Here is an 18,532-nt window from a genome sequence, read left to right as displayed (position 1 = left end):
GCACTTTTTTCAAAGGGCGCGTTTTGTTCTAGCATAAGCCATAGTGGTGAACGGCTACATACCATTTACTAGCCATCTATAACAAGAGGTTCAAAGTATGATTTATGATTAGAATTTAGCTAAATTTGGAGTAAATTAAAGTCTAATCCATAGATAATACCATGCATATGTTTAAAGTAGCCACTTTGTACAAGTTTGTACCACTAGATAACCTAATAGCCCTACAGCAAAAACTTCAATCGATATGTCAAGCCTTAACAGGTACCCTGCTTATTGCTTCAGAAGGGATTAATGGTACGATTGCTGGCCTACCGGATCTATTAGATAAGGCCATGGCTGAGATAGAAGCTATGCCATCATTTGATAATTTGTGGTATCAATATTCTCAGGCAACCCACAAGCCCTTTGGCCGCCTAAAGATCCGAATCAAAAAAGAGATTATCACCATGCACCAACCAAAGCCGCTATCCATGTCACTACGTGGCCGCCATGTTGTAGCAGCAGACTGGAATAATAGATTAGATCAAGCAGCTGTTGTGATTGATGTTCGAAATAATTACGAATATCGGTTGGGGAGCTTTAAAGGTGCCATCAATCCTGAAACAACCTACTTTAGCCAATTCCCTAGTTTTGTTGAAACCCATTTAAAACCCTATAAAGATCAGCCGATAGCTATGTTCTGTACAGGGGGCATCAGATGTGAAAAAGCATCTGCCTATATGTTGGCCAATGGTTTTAAAGAGATATATCAACTAAGTGGGGGCATTTTACAATATTTAGCTCACACTGCAGAAGATGCATCGAGATGGCAAGGGGAGTGTTTTGTTTTTGATGAGCGCATATCCCTAGGCCATGGATTAAAAAAAGGCAGCGCGCTGCTTTGTTATGGCTGCCGTATGCCTTTAAAAAAAGAAGATCTAGATGACGATTACAAACCCGGTCTCCGATGTAAATTTTGTTCAAAAGACAAATAAAGCATTTTATTTGTATCTGTTCGCGCAATGGCAGCAACTTAAGGATTCTATTTCGTTGATTATTAAATAGAATAGTATTTTTTTGAATGGATGATTAGTAGGTAATCTAGCTTATGGGCGCCGATAATATATATAATACTATGTCTATGTTTCGAAAAAAGCACCCCTTGTAAAATAAGGGCTTAATTTTTTATCAAAAAAAAAGTAAGAGGAAAATGCCTTACGGCTTAAATGTACCAATCGTGGGCATCCTTAAGTGGAGGCCATTGCCTATTGACGATATGATTCAAAAAAGCCTTTTTACCCCACTTTTTTCTTGATAAAAGAGTGGATAAGCAATCAAGTTTAGGTATCAATGAAAAGTTATTTATTTCCTGGTCAAGGCAGTCAATATGTAGGGATGGGCCAAATACTTTATGGCCATAGCAGCCAAGCACGTGCCATGTTTGCAACAGCTGATCAGATTTTAGGCATGGCGCTTACAAAAATCATGTTGGAAGGTGATCAGGACAGCTTAAAACAAACAATTGTGGCCCAACCTGCCATCTTTTTACATGCCGTTATTACTGCTCATATAAATGATAACTTTCATCCAGCCGCTGTGGCCGGTCATTCTTTAGGTGAAATAGCCGCACTAGTAGCCAACAAAGTGATCACCTTTGAAGATGGCTTACATTTGGTAGGGGTTCGATCCAGAGCGATGCAAAAAGCTTGTACGCTTTTTCCAGGTACAATGGCTGCTGTACTGGGTCTAAAGGATGAGGTAGTAGAATCGATTTGTGAAGAGATTACAGCAGAAATAGTGGTTCCTGCTAATTACAATTGCCCTGGACAATTGGTTATCTCTGGAAGTCAAGCTGGTGTAGCTCTAGCCACAGCAACCTTACATAAAGCAGGTGCCCGGAAAGTCATACCCCTACAAGTAGCAGGAGGCTTTCACTCACCACTTATGGCCCATGCGCAGGAAAGTTTTGCGGAAGCAGTTGCAGCCATTCCTTTTACTAAAGGCATCTGTCCAATCTACCAAAATGTTACAGGGTTGCCTGTTACCGATCCTCAAATCATTAAGAAAAATCTAGTCCAACAACTGGTAGCCCCTATTTATTGGACCCAAACCATTAAGCAGATGATAAAAGATGGGATTACGGAATTTATTGAATGTGGTCCAGGGACGGTTCTACAAGGATTAGCTCGAAAAATAGCCCCTGATCTATCAACTAGGGCTATGTAAGCAACCCACCATCTACTTGAATGACTTGCCCTGTAATATAGCTCGATGCATCAGAAGCTAAAAACAGAGCACAATTAGCCACATCTGCTGCAAGCCCCACTCGCTTAAGTGGAATCTTTTCGCTCCATGCTTGTTGAAGCGTCGAATCTAGTTGGTCAGTCATGGCAGTTGCTATAAAACCAGGTGCAATAACATTGGCACGTATATTTCTACTGCCTAGTTCTAAAGCAATCGATTTAGTAAAACCAATCATACCAGCTTTGGAGGCCGCATAATTGGCTTGCCCAGCATGACCACTAATGCCTACAATAGAAGCTATATTGATGATAGAACCACTGCGTTGCTTGAGAAAGGTTTTCATGGATGCCTTCACTGTATTGAAAACAGACTTTAAATTTACATTTAATACCGCATCCCAATCTGCTTCGGGCATCCGCAATAGTAAGTTGTCTTTAGTGATACCGGCATTATTAATCAATACATCCAATCCACCAAATTGGGCTACCATATTTGCTACTACTTTATGGGTAGCATCAAAATCAGAGGCATCTGCGTATACGGCTTGCACCTTCACATCAAAAGCTTGTAATGCCGCTTCTGTGGCTCGTACCGCTTCCAAATCAGAACCGCAATAGGTAAAGACAATATCGCCGCCTGCTTCTGCTAACTTTAGTGCAATGGCCTTACCAATGCCCCTTGATCCCCCTGTAATCAATACTTTTTTTCCTTTTAGATGCATAAAATACAAAGCGCTTATATCAGAATTTTTACTTACTATAAAAGAGGCAGTTTAGCGGAATAATACAACTAGCAAGCGCATGGTAAAAATTTACTGCAAGGAGATTGTATAGCCGGAAAAAGCACAGTTACCTGGTTTGTTGATCACAACTTTTTAGAGGAGCTTTTTTTACTTTTTATTAAGAAATAAGTAAGCTTACAATACCTTTGCATTTGATTTAGCAGCAACTAACGCGTCGTACTCTTTCTTAGGCGTTACCACCAACTTCTCATAACGGCGCATACCGGTTCCAGCAGGAATCAAATGACCTACAATAATATTTTCCTTCAATCCTTTTAGCCTATCATACTTAGCACTAATACCCGCATCACTGAGTACTTTAGCGGTTTCTTGGAAAGAAGCTGCCGATAAGAAACTCTCTGTAGCCAAGGAGATTTGTGTAATACCTTGCAACTTCGGCTGCGCAACAGCTAGTTCTACTGGTTTGGCTTCTACAGGCACTAATCCTTGCTGCTTGAGTTTATCATTCTCTTGTTGCAACCTACTAGAAGCAACAAATTGCCCTTGTTTAAATAACTTAGAATCTCCAGGAGATACTACAATAGACTTATCCCGAATTCTATCATTCTCTTCAAAGAATTTAACCTTATCAATAACTTGCCCATGTAACATCGTAGTATCACCTGGATCGAGTACTTCTACCTTACGCATCATCTGCTTGATGATGATTTCGATATGTTTGTTATTGATTTTCTCACCTTGTAAGCGGTACACATTTTGTAGCTCATTCATGATATACTCTTGTGCAACCAGTGGTCCTTTTGTCACCAAAAGGTCAGCAGCAGCTACCGCACCATCTGTGATCACCTCCCCTACTTTCACATAATCGTTGTCTTGAACCAAGATGTGCTTCGACAATGGGATCATATATTTGACCTGTATACCTTCCTTAGATTCAATGAAAATCTCTCTATTACCTCGCTTAATGCCACCATAGGTTACCACGCCACTTAACTCACTGATAAAAGCGGTATTGGCAGGTTTTCTAGCCTCAAAAAGTTCGACTACACGAGGCAAACCACCAGTAATATCCCTAGATTGATTAATGATACGAGGCACTCTAGCCAATACTTCCCCTTTATGGACCTTATCACCTATTTCTACTGCAAGCTGTGCTTTAACAGGAAGGGTATAAGAAGCAATGGTTACACCTGCATCATCAGATAAGACAATACTTGGATGCTTAGTCTTATCCCTAGACTCAATCATTACCTTGGCTTTACGACCCGTTTGTTCATCAAACTCCTCCTGATAGGTAACACCCTCCTCAAGTCCTAAGAAATTAACTACTCCATTTTGAGTAGCCAATAAAACAACGTTATAAGGATCCCAATGGTAAAGTTCTTGGTCATAGCTTACAGCTTGATTGTTTTTTACTTTAAGATGGGCACCATATGGTAAATGGGTACTGGTTAATACTTTTCTTGTATCTCTATCTAAAATTTGGAGTTCCGAAGAACGACTCATAACGACTTCTACGGTCTCTCCATTGGCATCTACATAGCTGGTAATAATCAGGTCTTCAAAATTCACAACACCTGCATACTTTGCTTTAACCTTAGCATCAACGGTAACATTAGAGGCAATACCACCTACGTGGAAGGTTCTCATGGTAAGCTGTGTACCAGGCTGCCCAATAGACTGGGCAGCAATTACGCCAACTGCTTCGCCAACGGATACCATATTGCCTGTGGCTAAGTTGCGGCCATAACATTTTACACATACTCCTTGAGACAAATCACATGTCAAAACGGAGCGTACCAATACGCCTTCTAGGCCAGCCGACTCGATATGAACAGCTATTTGCTCATCAATAACATGCCCACGCGCAACTAATAGAGATCCAGTTTGAGGATCCAAAAGATCCTCCACTACGACACGACCCAAAATACGTTCTGCCAGTGATTCCACTACCCTATTTTCCACTTTCACAGCGGTTACATTAATCCCTTTAAGGGTACCACAGTCTTCTTCAACGACTGTTAAGTCTTGTGCTACGTCTACCAACCTTCTGGTCAGATAGCCTGCATCTGCTGTCTTTAAGGCAGTATCAGCCAAACCTTTTCGAGCACCGTGAGTAGCAATAAAATACTCAATCACATTTAACCCCTCTTGGAAGTTAGAAATAATAGGATGTTCAATAATTTCTCCCACAGCTCCTTGTGTACTTTTTTGAGGCCTACCAATCAATCCTTTCATACCACCTAACTGACGAACTTGTTCACGAGAACCTCTTGCGCCAGAAATCATCATCATATAAACAGAGTTAAAGGCGTCTTGGTCTCGCTCCAACTGTTCCATAAGCTGATTAGTAATACGGGTATTGGTTCTGGTCCAAACGTCAATGACTTGATTATATCGCTCATTATCGGTTATTAAGCCCAACATATAATTACTCCAAATAGACTCTACCTCTGTAGTGGCTTGGGCAATCAGTTGATGTTTATTAGCTGGTATCTTGACATCATCTAGCCCAATAGTCATTCCTGCTTTAAAAGCAGTATTAAACCCTAATGCTTTAATGTTATCTAAAAACTCAACAGTAACCACCGTACCAAACTGACTGTACATATCGGTTACAATGCGCTGCATGTTGCGCACATTAAGCGTTTCATTCACAAAATCCATACCGGCCGGACAATATTCATTGAATACTACTCTACCAACCGTAGTCTCTACTAATTTATATGCAATGGTTCCATCTGGACACGCGGACGGAAGACGAAGATGAATATAAGCATGCTTAGCTACCTTATCATGAGCCAATGCAATCAAGACTTCCTCAGGCGCATAAAAACGCATACCTTCTCCTAACACAGGATCAGTGGGTGTACCGCGTCTACCTTTGGTTAGATAATGCAATCCCAAAATCATATCACGGGATGGAATGGTAATAGGAACACCATTAGAAGGGTTCAATACATTGTAAGAGGCTAACATGAGTAAGGAGGCTTCGGCAATGGCTTCTTGTCCAAGCGGAACGTGAACAGCCATTTGATCGCCATCAAAGTCGGCATTGAAGGCGGTACAAACTAAAGGATGTAACTGAATAGCTTTACCTTCAATCAACTTAGGCTGAAATGCTTGTATACCCAATCGGTGCAGGGTAGGTGCTCGGTTGAGCAATACAGGATGACCTTTAAGTACATTCTCTAATACATCCCAAATAACAGGATCTTTTTCTTCTATTAATCGCTTGGCCACTTTTACAGTTTCTGCTACACCACGCTCTATCAGCCTACGGATGATAAAAGGCATAAATAGTTCAACTGCCATCTCTTTGGGTAGTCCACACTCATGCAATCGCAACTCAGGCCCTACGACAATAACCGATCTACCGGAATAATCCACGCGCTTACCGAGCAAATTCTGCCTAAAACGACCTTGCTTACCTTTTAACATATCAGACAAGGATTTCAATGGGCGAACACCCTCCGAAGCAACCGAATTTACCTTACGGGAATTATCAAATAAAGAATCTACTGCCTCCTGCAACATACGCATCTCGTTGCGTATGATGATCTGAGGGGCCTTAATATCTAATAGCCTCTTGAGTCTATTATTTCTAATAATCACTCTTCGATAAAGATCATTTAAATCAGAGGTCGCAAATTTACCGCCTCCTAAAGAAAAAAGAGGACGTAACTCCGGCGGAATAACGGGCAATATGCGCATAACCATCCATTCTGGACGATTTTCCACTTTTTTATGGACATCCCTGAAACCCTCTACAATTTTTAGTCTTTTGACTACTTCCAAGCGCCGTTGTTGAGAAGCATCAGTAAGTAACTGTTCCCTTAAATCAACCGAAAGCTTTTCTAAATCAAGTTTTTTTAGAATAGATTCAATAGCTTCTGAGCCAATTAAAGCTATAAATTTATTAGGATCTGAGTTGCTCAATAATTGATTTTCTGGAGGCAACTGATCTAAAATATCCAGATATTCATCCTCGGAGAGCAGATCCATAGGGGCTACACCATCTTGTTGTTTGATACCCGGTTGAAGCACTACATAACGCTCATAGTAGACAATCTGCTCTACTTTTTTAGTAGGTATACCCAGCAAATAACTAATTTTACTAGGTAACACTCTAAAGTACCAAATATGGGTCACGGGAACCACTAACTCGATGTGACCTACTCGTTCTCTACGTTGCTTTTTTTCTGTAATTTCAACACCACATCTATCGCACACAATGCCTTTGTAGCGAATGCCTTTATACTTACTACAATGACACTCCCAATCTTTTATAGGGCCAAATATGCGCTCACAAAATAATCCTTTGGTTTCAGGTTTGTGGGTTCTATAATTAATCGTTTCTGGCAGAGTGACTTCTCCTGATGAACGGGATAAAATAACCTCTGGAGAGGAAAGACTGGCAACGATACCAGAAAATTGAGCAGATTGTGCCCTATTTTTTTTGAATTTCATATGGTTAACTTGCTACGCGATTTAGATAAAGAAGGGATGATCATACAAGTGTAATTTCAAGGCCTAGTCCTCTTAATTCATGAATCAATACATTAAAAGATTCAGATAAATTGGGTTTTGGAATATTATTACCTTTCACAATGGCTTCATAGGCTTTAGATCTACCCACTACATCATCTGATTTGGTGTTGAGCATTTCTTGTAAGGTGTAGGCAGCACCATATGCTTCCAAGGCCCATACTTCCATTTCACCAAATCTTTGTCCACCAAATTGGGCTTTACCACCTAATGGTTGTTGGGTAATCAAAGAGTAAGGACCTGTAGAACGAGCATGCATTTTATCATCTACCAAATGGGCCAGCTTGAGCAGATAGACTACGCCAACCGTAACTTTTTGGTTAAATGGCATGCCGGTTCCTCCATCATAAACCGTTGTTTTACCAAAAGCAGGTAAGCCAGCCAGGTCCAACTCATTGGAGATATCGTCTAAGGTCATACCCTCAAAAATGGGATTGGTATAACGCTTACCTAATGCATGACCAGCCCACCCCAGAACAGTTTCATATAATTGACCTAAGTTCATACGAGAAGGCAAGCCTAATGGACTCAATACAACATCTACGGGTGTACCGTCTGCTAAGAATGGCATATCTTCTTGAGGTACGATCTTGCAAACAATACCTTTATTACCATGTCTTCCAGACATTTTGTCACCAACCTTAAGCTTTCTTTTTTCTGCAATATAGACCTTAGCAATCTTTACTACGCCCTTAGGTAGCCCATCGCCCGCTTCTAGTGTAAACCTTTCACGCTTAAAACGTACAATAGACTCGGTACATTCTTTAACATAGTTAGCTACAATGCGTTGTACTAGATCATTTTTAACTGAATCAACTGTCCAATTACTGGGGATAAGATCACCAATTAAATTGGCTTCTGCTGGAACATTATAAAGCGACTCATCACGGTAAATATTCTTAGGAGGAAAAAGCTTCTCAGCAATTAATGAAGCGGTAAGTTTAATGCCTTCAGGAATAATTTCATCCCCAAATTGATGATAAATACCGTTAGTAGTCACTCCATCTAAAACAACAGAGAGCTTTTTAATGGCTACGTCACGCAATTTGACTAAATGCTTGGCATGCGCTTTCTTTAAAAACTCCAGTTCTTTTTTAACTTTTTCTTTACTTTCTTTACTTCTTTCAGGGCTAGAAAAAATTTTAGTATCGATGACAGTACCTTCCATACCAGATGGGACCCTTAAAGAAGTATTTTTTACATCACCTGCTTTATCACCAAAAATGGCTTTCAATAGCCTGGCTTCTGGTGTAACATCTATCTCTCCTTTAGGGGTAATTTTACCAATTAAGATATCCCCTTCTTTAACTTCTGTACCTACTTTAACAATACCATCCAAATCTAACTTGGCAATGGCTTCTTCACTAACATTAGGGATTTCATTGGTCAACTCTTCTGCACCAAATTTGGTATCTTTTACCTCAAGAATAAATTCTTTGATATGAATAGAGGTAAAAACATCGTCTCGAACAATACGTTCAGAAATCACAATACCATCTTCAAAGGTGTAACCTTTCCAAGATAAGAAAGCAACTTTTAAATTTTTACCTAGTGCCAGTTCTGAATTTTTAGTAGCATAGCCTTCACAAAGCACTTGCCCTTTTGCTACACGACTGCCTTTAGAAACAATGGGAGACAGGTTAATACAAGTACTGCGATTGGTACCCCTGAACTTATCCATGGAATAGGTTACAGAAGCTTCATTAAATGCAACGAGTGTCTCTTCTTGTGAACGATCATACTGAACTACAATTTTTCTACTATCCACATAGGTGACCAAGCCACTACCCTCTGCAGTAGGTAAACCTCTAAACTCTTTAGCCACTCGTTTTTCTACACCCGTGCAAACAATAGGGACATCTGGTCGGATCAGTGGGACAGCCTGACGCTGCATGTTAGAACCCATCAAGGCACGACTGGCATCATTGTGCTCCAAAAATGGAATCAAAGAAGCAGCAACCGAAGCAATTTGACTACTGGAAATATCCATGTAATTTACCTGCTCTGGCTTTACTAAAGGATATTCATCTCCACTTCGAACTTTAACACGGCTATCTAGGATCTGGCCATTTGGATCTAACCGTACACTAGCAGGGGCAAAATTAGCAGATTCTTCTTCTGCGGCGCTTAGGTAACAGATCTCACCCGTCAGATCAACTTTGCCATTGGCTACCCGCCTATAAGGGGTCTCGATAAAGCCCATATTGTTGACACGTGCATACATGCAAAGTGAAGAAATCAAACCAATGTTCATCCCTTCAGGTGTTTCAATCGTACACAACCTACCATAATGGGAGTAGTGGACGTCACGAACCTCAAAACCAGCACGATCTCTAGAAAGACCACCAGGCCCTAAGGCAGACACACGACGTTTATGGGTAATCTCAGCCAATGGATTAACTTGATCAATCAACTGAGAAAGGGGATTAATACCAAAGAAAGAATTGATCACAGAAGAAAGGGTACGTGCGTTAATGAGATCTGCAGGTTTAAATAGCTCATTATCTCTAATATTAATTCGCTCCCGGATGGTTCTAGCCAAACGAGAAAGCCCTACACCAAATTGGGTAAAAAGCTGTTCCCCAACCGAACGCACACGGCGATTGCTTAAGTGGTCAATATCATCTACTTCTGCTTTACCATTAACTACCCTGATCAGGTAATGAATAATTTGTATAATATCCTCTTGTGTTAATACACAAGTTTTTACTGGAACATCTAGGTTTAATTTTTTATTGATCCTATAACGGCCTACTTCACCCAAGGTATAGCGCTTACTACTAAAAAAAAGGCTTTCTACGGTTTCACGAGCAGTTTGCTCATCAGGTGCATCTGCGTTACGCAACTGGCGGTAAATTTGATCTATGGCCTCCTTAGTATCATTGGTATTGTCTTTCCCAAAAGTATTGTAAACAAGGTGATAGTCGGAATAAGTTGCTTCTGATTTATGCAATATAATAGAAGACACATCGGAAGCTAAAATGACCTCTATAATGGATTCATCCAATGGCGTATTACGTTCCACAAGCACTTCATACCTTGTGAATGGATAGGATTCACCAGTTTCCTCATCTATAAACTCTTCTACCCAACTTTTTAAAACCCGCGCCGCTAATTTACGACCTATATGTTGCGATAAAACAGCTCTACTTGCTTCTACTTCATCTGCAAGACCAAATATATCTAAGATATCTTTATCACTGCTGTAGCCAATGGCACGCAACATGGTGGTAATAGGAATTTTCTTTTTCCTATCTAGATAGACATACATTACCGAGTTGATATCAACTGAAAACTCAATCCAAACACCTTTGGCAGGAACCACTTTAGCAGAGTAAACATTGGACCCACTAATGTGTTTATTCTGAAAAAAGAAAATACCAGATGATTTATGTACTTGAGAAACAACCACACGCTCGACACCACTTAAAATAAAGGAACCTTGATCGGTCATATAGGGAACATTACCCAAAAAGACCTCTTGCTCAACTCCTTCGTACTTTCCAGTATGTTCATCATTTTGCAACAAGCGTAACTTTGCTTTTAAAGGCACATCATAGGTCAAACCACGTTCAATACACTCTCTAGGAGTATATTGAGGAAGTTCTAGGTTATAATCAATAAACTCCAGAATGTAGTTCCGTTTAGAATCCTCAATAGGAAAGTGCTCCATAAAAACCTTGTAGAGGCCTTCACTTATTCTATTTTCTGGACTAACACCCAGCTGGAAAAAATCTCTAAAAGATTTTAACTGGATTTCAAGCAAATCAGTATAGTTTGCAGGGGCTTCAGCAGAAGGCATATGGCAATTTTGTTTACTAGATTGTTTTTTCTTTACGAAAGTGCTACAAATTTATCATTTATAGGAAGCAAAAAAGATAAACCCTCAGCCCTATGCAGAATAAATAGGCTAAGGGTTAACAGGATTATATAGGCTAATTCAGCTACTTCAACTCAACCTCTGCACCAGCTTCTTCTAATTTTCTTTTTATGCTCTCTGCTTCTTCTTTAGGAAGGTTCTCTTTCATGGTAGCGGGTACACTATCAACAAAGTCTTTGGCTTCTTTCAAAGATAAGCCTGTTATCTCTTTTACTAGCTTTACAACTGCTAGCTTAGAAGCGCCGCCTGATTTTACGATAACATCAAATGCTGTTTTTTCCGATACTGCTTCAGCTGCCACTGCAGGACCAGCAGCTACCACCATAGGGGCAGAAGCAGCAGGTTCAATACCATACTCATTTTTCAAAATATCAGATAGCTCGTTTGCCTGTTTAACCGTTAAATTAACAAGCTGTTCGGCTAAAACTTTTAACTCGGCCATAATTTATAAAGGTTTAATAAAATTTAGATAGATATAAAAAGAGAAAAACTTCGCTTGTTAAGCAGATGCTTGCGCTAAAGTCTTTACTACTCCCATTAAACGTCTCTGGCCAGATTGAACCGCACTCATAACGTTTGCAATAGGTGCCTTCAAAAGTCCCATGATATCGCCCAGAATCTCTTCTTTTGATTTTAGATTACTCAATGCATCCAAGTGCTCTACGCCAATAAATAAATCACCATGAATAGAAGCACCTTTCAGAACAGGAAGGTTTAGTTTTTCAGCTTCTAAAAAAGCTTTTAACATTTTGCCAGGGGCACGCCCACTGTCGCGGCTAAACAAAATACCAGAAAAGCCTTTTAAAATGGTCGAAAAAGAGGCTGCATAAGGCGCACACTTTTCAGATCGCTCTAGTGCTTTCTGTATCAGGGTATTTTTAGCTACTTGATAGACTATATCCTGCTGCGCGCAACTTTTCCTAAATTTGTTTACCTGCTCTACGGTAAGACCCATAGCGTCTACCAAATAAAAACAGTCAAAAGTGGCAAATTTTTCCACTAGATTTTCTATAACCTGTAATTTTTCTTCTCGTTTCATTTTTCTAAAGCCCAACGGCAATGCTCCTATCTACGAAAACGCCTCTACTCATCGTGCTAGAAAGACTAATACTATTTACATAAAGCCCTTTCGAAGAGGCTGGCTTTAACTTAACAATCGCTCTCAACAACTCCATTACATTCTCTACTATCTTTTCTTGAGGGAAAGAAACACGGCCTATACTACTATGTACAATCCCATACTTATCGACTTTAAAGCTTACTTTTCCACTCTTGACTTCTTTAACCATCTTAGCCACATCCATGGTTACGGTACCTACCCGGGGATTAGGCATCAGGCCACGAGGACCTAATATTTTACCCAACTTACCTAGTTTAACCATAACAGTTGGCATAGTAATGATTACATCTACATCTGTCCAACCAGCTGCAATTTTTTCTATGTAATCATCTAACCCTACATAGTCTGCACCAGCTTGTGTGGCCTCTTGTTCTTTATCTGCTGTACAAAGCACCAAGATTCTGCAGGACTTACCTGTTCCATGTGGCAGAGATACCGTTCCTCTTACCATTTGATCAGATTTTTTAGGATCTACACCTAAGCGAATGGCCACATCCATGGAGGCATCAAACTTTGTAAAAGTGTTTTTTTGCACCATTTGAACAGCCTCACTTAAATGATAGACTTCTTTAGAAGAAACTGCTGCGCTATGTTTAGCTTTTTTTTGAATTGCCATGTTCCTATCTTTTATTTAACCCAAGGTGGGGTACCCTCTACGGTAACGCCCATACTTCTTGCTGTTCCAGCTATCATACGCATGGCAGCGTGCACATTTAAGGTATTCAAATCTGGCAATTTATCTGTTGCAATTTGCCCGACTTGCTCCCAACTAATACTAGCTACCTTACGTCTATTAGACTCAGGAGAGCCTTTTGTAATCTGTGCCAGCTTCATAATTGAAATAACAGCAGGGGAAGTTTTAATGATAAAGTCAAAAGACTTATCTTGATAAACGGTAATGATGACAGGTACAATTTCCCCTTGTTGATCCTTTGTTCTAGCATTAAACTGCTTACAGAACTCCATAATATTGATACCTTTGCTACCTAGTGCTGGACCTACTGGGGGAGATGGATTGGCTGCCCCTCCCTTAACCCGTAACTTTACGTAACCTAAAATTGGCTTAGACATAATTGTATGCATTTTATAAAAACCTTTAGCACAGATGCGCTAACTGATTAGACCTGTTTGAAGACCTATTTCCAATGGTCATTTTGGTGTCGAAGCTTGTCTATGCTCGTCAAAAATATATTTAGTATGCTACTTTACTTGAATACGCTTCTTTTAAATTTATTAAAAAACACTTGGCAAAAAGTCTGTTAAAAAAGCTTTTTAACCTGCGTATAGCTTAATTCTACAGGCGTACTCCGCTCATCGAAAATTTTAACAACTACGTTTAGTGTTTTTTTTTCTTCAAAAATCTCTTGCACTTTTCCAGAAAAGCTTGCAAAAGGACCATCTATAATTTCAACTACTTCTCCCAGCGCAAAAATCGTATTCAACTTTAGATGGCTAGGCTCAAGGCTATTGGCTTTACCTATCACGCGATCTACCTCGGCTTGACTCAGCGGAACAGGTGTACCACGCCATCCCTTAACACCTAAAAAGCCTAAAGCACCGGTTATACTTTTTAGTAACTGTACCAGAAGACCATTTGATAAATCTGCCTGCAAAAATATATAACCAGGAAACAAGTTTCTACTTTTTACATATTTTTTCCCAGCACGGACTTCATATACCTTTTCGTAGGGTATTAATAGCTCACCAACAATAGGTTGCAAATTTTCCCTAACAAGCTCCGCTTGTAGATTAGCTTTTATTTTTTCTTCTTGCTTAGTGACTACTTTAAGCACGTACCACTGTAATGCATTCATTCCATTCGTCTATTTTTTAAAAAGCATTATAAAACCACACGAAAGCTTTTTTTAAAGACCAATCTATGAGCCCAATAAGAAGCGCAAATATAAAAGAGGCTACAAGCACGAGTAGAGAACTACTTTGCAACTTATGGTAGGGAGGCCAAGTAATCTTATACTTTACTTCTTGTATTAGATTTCGTATAAATATTTTTGCTTTTGACATATTGTTTTATGCACGGGTGGAGAGACTCGAACTCCCAGCCTATGGTTTTGGAGACCACCACTCTACCAGTTGAGCTACACCCGTATGATTTATATACCACAACTTTTTACAAGGGCGGGTTTTTTCTTGGCTAACCTTGTCATAGTCTGGAATAGAAAGATTACGCAGCATAAGCGAGTAATGCTTACTAAATCAGCAACAAGAGAACAGAAAAACAGTTTATTCAATAATTTCAGTAACCCTTCCAGCGCCTACTGTTCTACCCCCTTCACGAATGGCAAAACGCAAACCTACTTCCATGGCAATACTATGAATAAGCATAATTTCCAAGTTAACGTTATCACCTGGCATGACCATTTCAACCCCTGCAGGAAGCTTTACTTCACCGGTAACATCTGTTGTTCTAAAGTAGCACTGTGGCCTATATTTGTTAAAAAATGGTGTATGACGCCCTCCTTCCTGCTTGGTTAAAACATAGACTTCCGCTTTAAACTTACTATGTGGTTTTACACTGCCTGGCTTGCAAACAACCATACCACGCTGAATAGAAGATTTATCGATACCACGAAGCAAAAGCCCTACATTATCGCCAGCCTCACCCCTATCTAGGTTTTTTCGGAACATTTCTACACCTGTAACCGTAGAAGTCAATTTTTCAGCACCCATACCAATAATCTCAACCGGACTACCTGTGGTAATCACACCTTTTTCAATTCTACCCGTTACAACAGTTCCACGACCTGTAATCGTACAGGTACCCTCTACAGGCATTAAAAAGTCTTGATCTACCAATCGGACAGGAAGAGGAATATAGGTATCTACTGCAGCCATCAACTCCTCCACTTTTGCTTCCCACTGGGGCTCTCCATTCAAAGCACCTAGCGCAGAACCACGAATAATAGGGGTATTATCACCATCAAACTTATAAGCATTTAATAGTTCTCTAACTTCAAGCTCTACCAACTCAATCATTTCAGGATCATCTACTAGATCTACCTTATTCAAAAACACTACAATGCGTGGGACACCAATTTGACTAGCTAAAAGAATATGCTCCCTGGTTTGAGGCATGGCACCATCTGTAGCTGCCACTAGGAGAATCGCACCATCCATTTGGGCAGCACCTGTAATCATATTTTTAACATAATCTCGGTGGCCTGGACAATCCACGTGGGCATAGTGTCTATTTTGGGTTTGGTATTCTACGTGAGCCGTATTAATAGTAATACCTCGTTCTTTTTCTTCTGGAGCAGCATCAATGGCTGAGAACTCTTTTTTTTCTGCCAAGCCTGCTTTAGCCAAAACAGTAGTAATAGCAGCTGTAAGAGTTGTTTTGCCATGGTCAACGTGACCAATTGTGCCAATGTTTACATGGGGCTTTAATCGATTAAATGTTTCCTTTGCCATAGCTTAATAATTCGTTAGATTTTCAATAAAATAAAAATAAATAGTTTATACAATAACTTTTTTGGACCTATCAAAACCAGCTTCCTCAAATCTATTCCAATGTGGAGCCAATGACGGGACTTGAACCCGTGACCTCTTCCTTACCAAGGAAGCACTCTACCACTGAGCTACACCGGCCCTATAGCAACTTAAAGAGCGGGAGACGAGGATCGAACTCGCGACCTGAAGCTTGGAAGGCTGCCGCTCTACCAACTGAGCTACTCCCGCTTTATACTGCTCTAAAAACTACTACTACCTAAAAGTGGGGAGAGAAGGATTCGAACCTTCGAAGCTTACGCAACGGATTTACAGTCCGCCCCAATTGGCCGCTCTGGCATCTCCCCTAAAAAGGCAATAAAAAAGGCAAGGGAAATATAGCAGATCCACTACCTAAATAGGTCTAGCAAAGCTACGAAAAATATTTCCCTTATACAAAAGGAATAAAATGGATAAGCAAAATAACACTTTTTTTAACGATGGAGCCCCTAAAAGGCATACTAATTACTAGTAAACAACCTATATCAGATCTACATAAATAGCCAAGGAGAAAGGTCTGAGTCGATGAGCATTAACAGGACCTTCTTTGCCTTCAAAAAGAGGTGTCAAATTAAAACCACCTACTAAACCAAAACGGTGATAGCCTATTCCAGCCTGAATGCCAAACGCAAGTCTTTTAAGATTAAAATTACCTTCACAAACTGAAGAAGCGCCTGGATCCTTATACTCTTCATAATGGGTTATGGTAGAAGCGGGCCTACGTACGCCTACTTTACCCCCTAACCAACCATGAAAGCCTGCTTTAGGTTCATGTAAGACACTATTGAATCGAAGTCTGAATAAAAAGTCAATGAAAGGAATGTTAATAGCAGAATAAGCATATTTTTTACCGGCTTCATTAACTAAATCTTCACAATCTGTACGGGATACATCGCTTCTTTTAAGAGTCATATAGATGGTATCACCACCTTCCTGCCTACCCGTAAAAGCATAGTACAAAGTACTCCAACCACACCCTAGAGACAAGGCAAAACGGGATTTATTAATACGAATGGAATATAAAAATGCTCCATTTTTACGCAATAAACTAGACCAATCTAATTTTTTCACCTTTTGAAAAGGTATAGATAGAGTCGAATCTAAACTGTATAAAAAATCAGCTTTTAGCAGCTCTATCATCAGACTAGGATAGTTTTCTATAGGTGGCAGATAGGTGTCAGGTTCTGTTTGCTCTGGCGTATCGACAACAGTAGGAGATGGAAAATCTTGAGAAACTGCATGGCCAGTATAAACTGCAACAAAAAACAATAGCAGGGTGAAAATTTTTTTTCTTATGTACATTTATATAATATTTTTAGGGTAAAATATTCTTTAACAAAAGTACTTTTTTTTTTAAATATCTCAAAATATTAGTTTGAAATAAATTTTTGTTTGTTAAATTTGCATAGCACCTTATGTTGGACTTGTAGCTTAACTGGATAGAGCACTGCACTACGGATGCAGCGGTTAGGGGTTCGAATCCCTTCAAGTCCACATTTGTATCCATTCAGCTTGACCCGACCCCAACGAGCGCTTGTATCTATTCACTCAAATGACCCCTATTTCGCCCAATGATACGGCAACACCGATAGTACCTATCACTAGCTAATAGCTTGCTATTCAAGGTCAATAAAATCATGTTTCACTAGCAAAGTAATTTCTAGTATTTTTACTATCTTACTTAGGTTATCAACTTGTTCCTCCCGTTAGGCAGAGCCTATTAGAGGGTCTAATACAGAATAAATCAGATATAAATAAATCAGATATAGATGTAAAAGATCCGTTAAATGAATCTCCAATGAAACCAGTATTATTTAAAGGTGGTCTTTTTGCATTTGACCCATTGTTAATAGAGCATTTCAACCCTGTCAAATCGGTAGCCACATGCTACATAGTATGTAATCAAAAAATATTATTGTTAAAAAGAAATAACTACACAACTGCAAACAACACATGGTGCATGCCAGGTGGAAAGTTAGAACAAAACGAAACACCTCTTCAAGCAGTTATAAGAGAAACAGAAGAAGAAACCGGCATCTTACTGGTTCCAAAGGAGACGCATCTTGTGCAAACTATTTATGTAAGGATTCTTACACCAAAACAAGACTATTTACTCCATTTATTTAAAGCAGTTTTACCTAGATATCAACCATATGATTATGAAGTTGTGCTCAATCAGGAACATACAGATTACCTATGGGTTGATCTAGAAGAAGCCAAACAATTAAACTTAGTTCCAGGTGGAAAAGAAATACTAGCATCGAATCTATTAAGGTACTAGTCAAAATAGGTATCTGTTCCTGACACTGTTAAAAAATGAATTTTTTACCAGTGTCAGGAACAGATAATGGCGTCAACTTAAGGAATTTTTAATTATTTTTATGTTTCCATTCACCACTATGGCTTATACTAGGAAAAGAACGCGCCTTTTGAAAAAAGTACGATCAGCAAGCGCCGTTTACAGATGAAAAGAAAAACAGTTGCCGGGAGGGATGGCAGAAAGGTTCCTGTTTTT

14 protein-coding genes and 5 tRNA genes are annotated in these 18,532 nt (G+C 39.6%); 4 read left to right on the top strand and 15 right to left on the bottom strand.

All coding sequences use genetic code 11. The annotated features are described in order from the left end of the window. The first annotated feature begins 161 nt into the window (after positions 1–161). Both trhO and fabD read left to right on the top strand, forming a co-directional pair. The gene (gene trhO, locus MUW73_RS03730) at positions 162–974 is read left to right on the top strand and encodes an oxygen-dependent tRNA uridine(34) hydroxylase TrhO (protein ID WP_243018760.1); all 813 of its coding nucleotides are present in this window, start codon (positions 162–164) and stop codon (positions 972–974) included. A gap of 355 nt (positions 975–1,329) precedes the next feature. Next, positions 1,330–2,205 carry an ACP S-malonyltransferase gene (gene fabD / locus MUW73_RS03725; protein WP_243017924.1) on the top strand — a complete coding sequence of 292 codons (876 nt, stop codon included), beginning with the start codon at positions 1,330–1,332 and terminating at the stop codon, positions 2,203–2,205. Here the strand turns inward: fabD and fabG are convergent. The 15 genes from fabG to MUW73_RS03650 all read right to left on the bottom strand — a co-directional run bounded on the left by fabG (position 2,198) and on the right by MUW73_RS03650 (position 17,319). Next, positions 2,198–2,944, bottom strand: a complete 747-nt coding sequence (fabG, locus tag MUW73_RS03720) for a 3-oxoacyl-[acyl-carrier-protein] reductase (protein ID WP_243017923.1) — start codon at positions 2,942–2,944, stop codon at positions 2,198–2,200. The two genes, fabD and fabG, sit on opposite strands and share 8 nt — an antisense overlap. Positions 2,945–3,139: 195 nt before the next feature. Then, on the bottom strand, positions 3,140–7,435 hold the full coding sequence (gene rpoC / locus MUW73_RS03715; protein WP_243575268.1) for a DNA-directed RNA polymerase subunit beta': 4,296 nt from the start codon (positions 7,433–7,435) through the stop codon (positions 3,140–3,142). A gap of 40 nt (positions 7,436–7,475) precedes the next feature. After that, positions 7,476–11,315: a DNA-directed RNA polymerase subunit beta gene (gene rpoB, locus MUW73_RS03710; protein WP_243575267.1), complete on the bottom strand. Its 3,840-nt coding sequence runs from the start codon at positions 11,313–11,315 to the stop codon at positions 7,476–7,478. Between the two features lie 142 nt (positions 11,316–11,457). After that, positions 11,458–11,835: a 50S ribosomal protein L7/L12 gene (gene rplL / locus MUW73_RS03705; RefSeq protein ID WP_243017920.1), complete on the bottom strand. Its 378-nt coding sequence runs from the start codon at positions 11,833–11,835 to the stop codon at positions 11,458–11,460. Between the two features lie 57 nt (positions 11,836–11,892). After that, a complete protein-coding gene (gene rplJ, locus MUW73_RS03700) occupies positions 11,893–12,432 on the bottom strand; it encodes a 50S ribosomal protein L10 (RefSeq protein ID WP_243017919.1) in 540 nt (179 codons plus the stop codon). Positions 12,433–12,436: 4 nt separating this feature from the next. Then, positions 12,437–13,129: a 50S ribosomal protein L1 gene (gene rplA, locus MUW73_RS03695; protein ID WP_243017918.1), complete on the bottom strand. Its 693-nt coding sequence runs from the start codon at positions 13,127–13,129 to the stop codon at positions 12,437–12,439. An 11-nt stretch (positions 13,130–13,140) separates the two neighbouring features. Next, positions 13,141–13,584, bottom strand: coding sequence for a 50S ribosomal protein L11 (rplK, locus tag MUW73_RS03690; protein WP_243017917.1), 444 nt, complete (start codon positions 13,582–13,584; stop codon positions 13,141–13,143). A gap of 188 nt (positions 13,585–13,772) precedes the next feature. Further along, positions 13,773–14,327, bottom strand: coding sequence for a transcription termination/antitermination protein NusG (gene nusG / locus MUW73_RS03685; RefSeq protein WP_243017916.1), 555 nt, complete (start codon positions 14,325–14,327; stop codon positions 13,773–13,775). A 16-nt stretch (positions 14,328–14,343) separates the two neighbouring features. Continuing rightward, on the bottom strand, positions 14,344–14,535 hold the full coding sequence (secE, locus tag MUW73_RS03680; RefSeq protein WP_243575266.1) for a preprotein translocase subunit SecE: 192 nt from the start codon (positions 14,533–14,535) through the stop codon (positions 14,344–14,346). Positions 14,536–14,546: 11 nt separating this feature from the next. Next, a tRNA-Trp gene (locus MUW73_RS03675) sits at positions 14,547–14,619 on the bottom strand. 135 nt (positions 14,620–14,754) lie between these two features. Then, on the bottom strand, positions 14,755–15,942 hold the full coding sequence (tuf, locus tag MUW73_RS03670; protein WP_243017914.1) for an elongation factor Tu: 1,188 nt from the start codon (positions 15,940–15,942) through the stop codon (positions 14,755–14,757). Between the two features lie 102 nt (positions 15,943–16,044). After that, positions 16,045–16,119, bottom strand: a tRNA-Thr gene (locus MUW73_RS03665). Positions 16,120–16,136: 17 nt separating this feature from the next. Then, positions 16,137–16,209 (bottom strand) — tRNA-Gly (locus MUW73_RS03660). A 35-nt stretch (positions 16,210–16,244) separates the two neighbouring features. Next, a tRNA-Tyr gene (locus MUW73_RS03655) sits at positions 16,245–16,325 on the bottom strand. A 172-nt stretch (positions 16,326–16,497) separates the two neighbouring features. After that, on the bottom strand, positions 16,498–17,319 hold the full coding sequence (locus MUW73_RS03650; RefSeq protein WP_243017913.1) for a hypothetical protein: 822 nt from the start codon (positions 17,317–17,319) through the stop codon (positions 16,498–16,500). A 118-nt stretch (positions 17,320–17,437) separates the two neighbouring features. On the opposite strand from MUW73_RS03650, the gene MUW73_RS03645 reads away from it, so the two are divergent. After that, a tRNA-Arg gene (locus MUW73_RS03645) sits at positions 17,438–17,511 on the top strand. A 304-nt stretch (positions 17,512–17,815) separates the two neighbouring features. Beyond that, a complete protein-coding gene (locus MUW73_RS03640) occupies positions 17,816–18,298 on the top strand; it encodes an NUDIX hydrolase (protein ID WP_243017912.1) in 483 nt (160 codons plus the stop codon). The last annotated feature ends 234 nt before the right edge of the window (positions 18,299–18,532 follow it).

It is taken from the genome of Candidatus Cardinium sp. cByotN1, assembly GCF_022810525.1.
Classification (GTDB): Bacteria; Bacteroidota; Bacteroidia; order Cytophagales; family Amoebophilaceae; genus Cardinium.
This window is presented reverse-complemented; position numbering and strand designations above follow the sequence as displayed.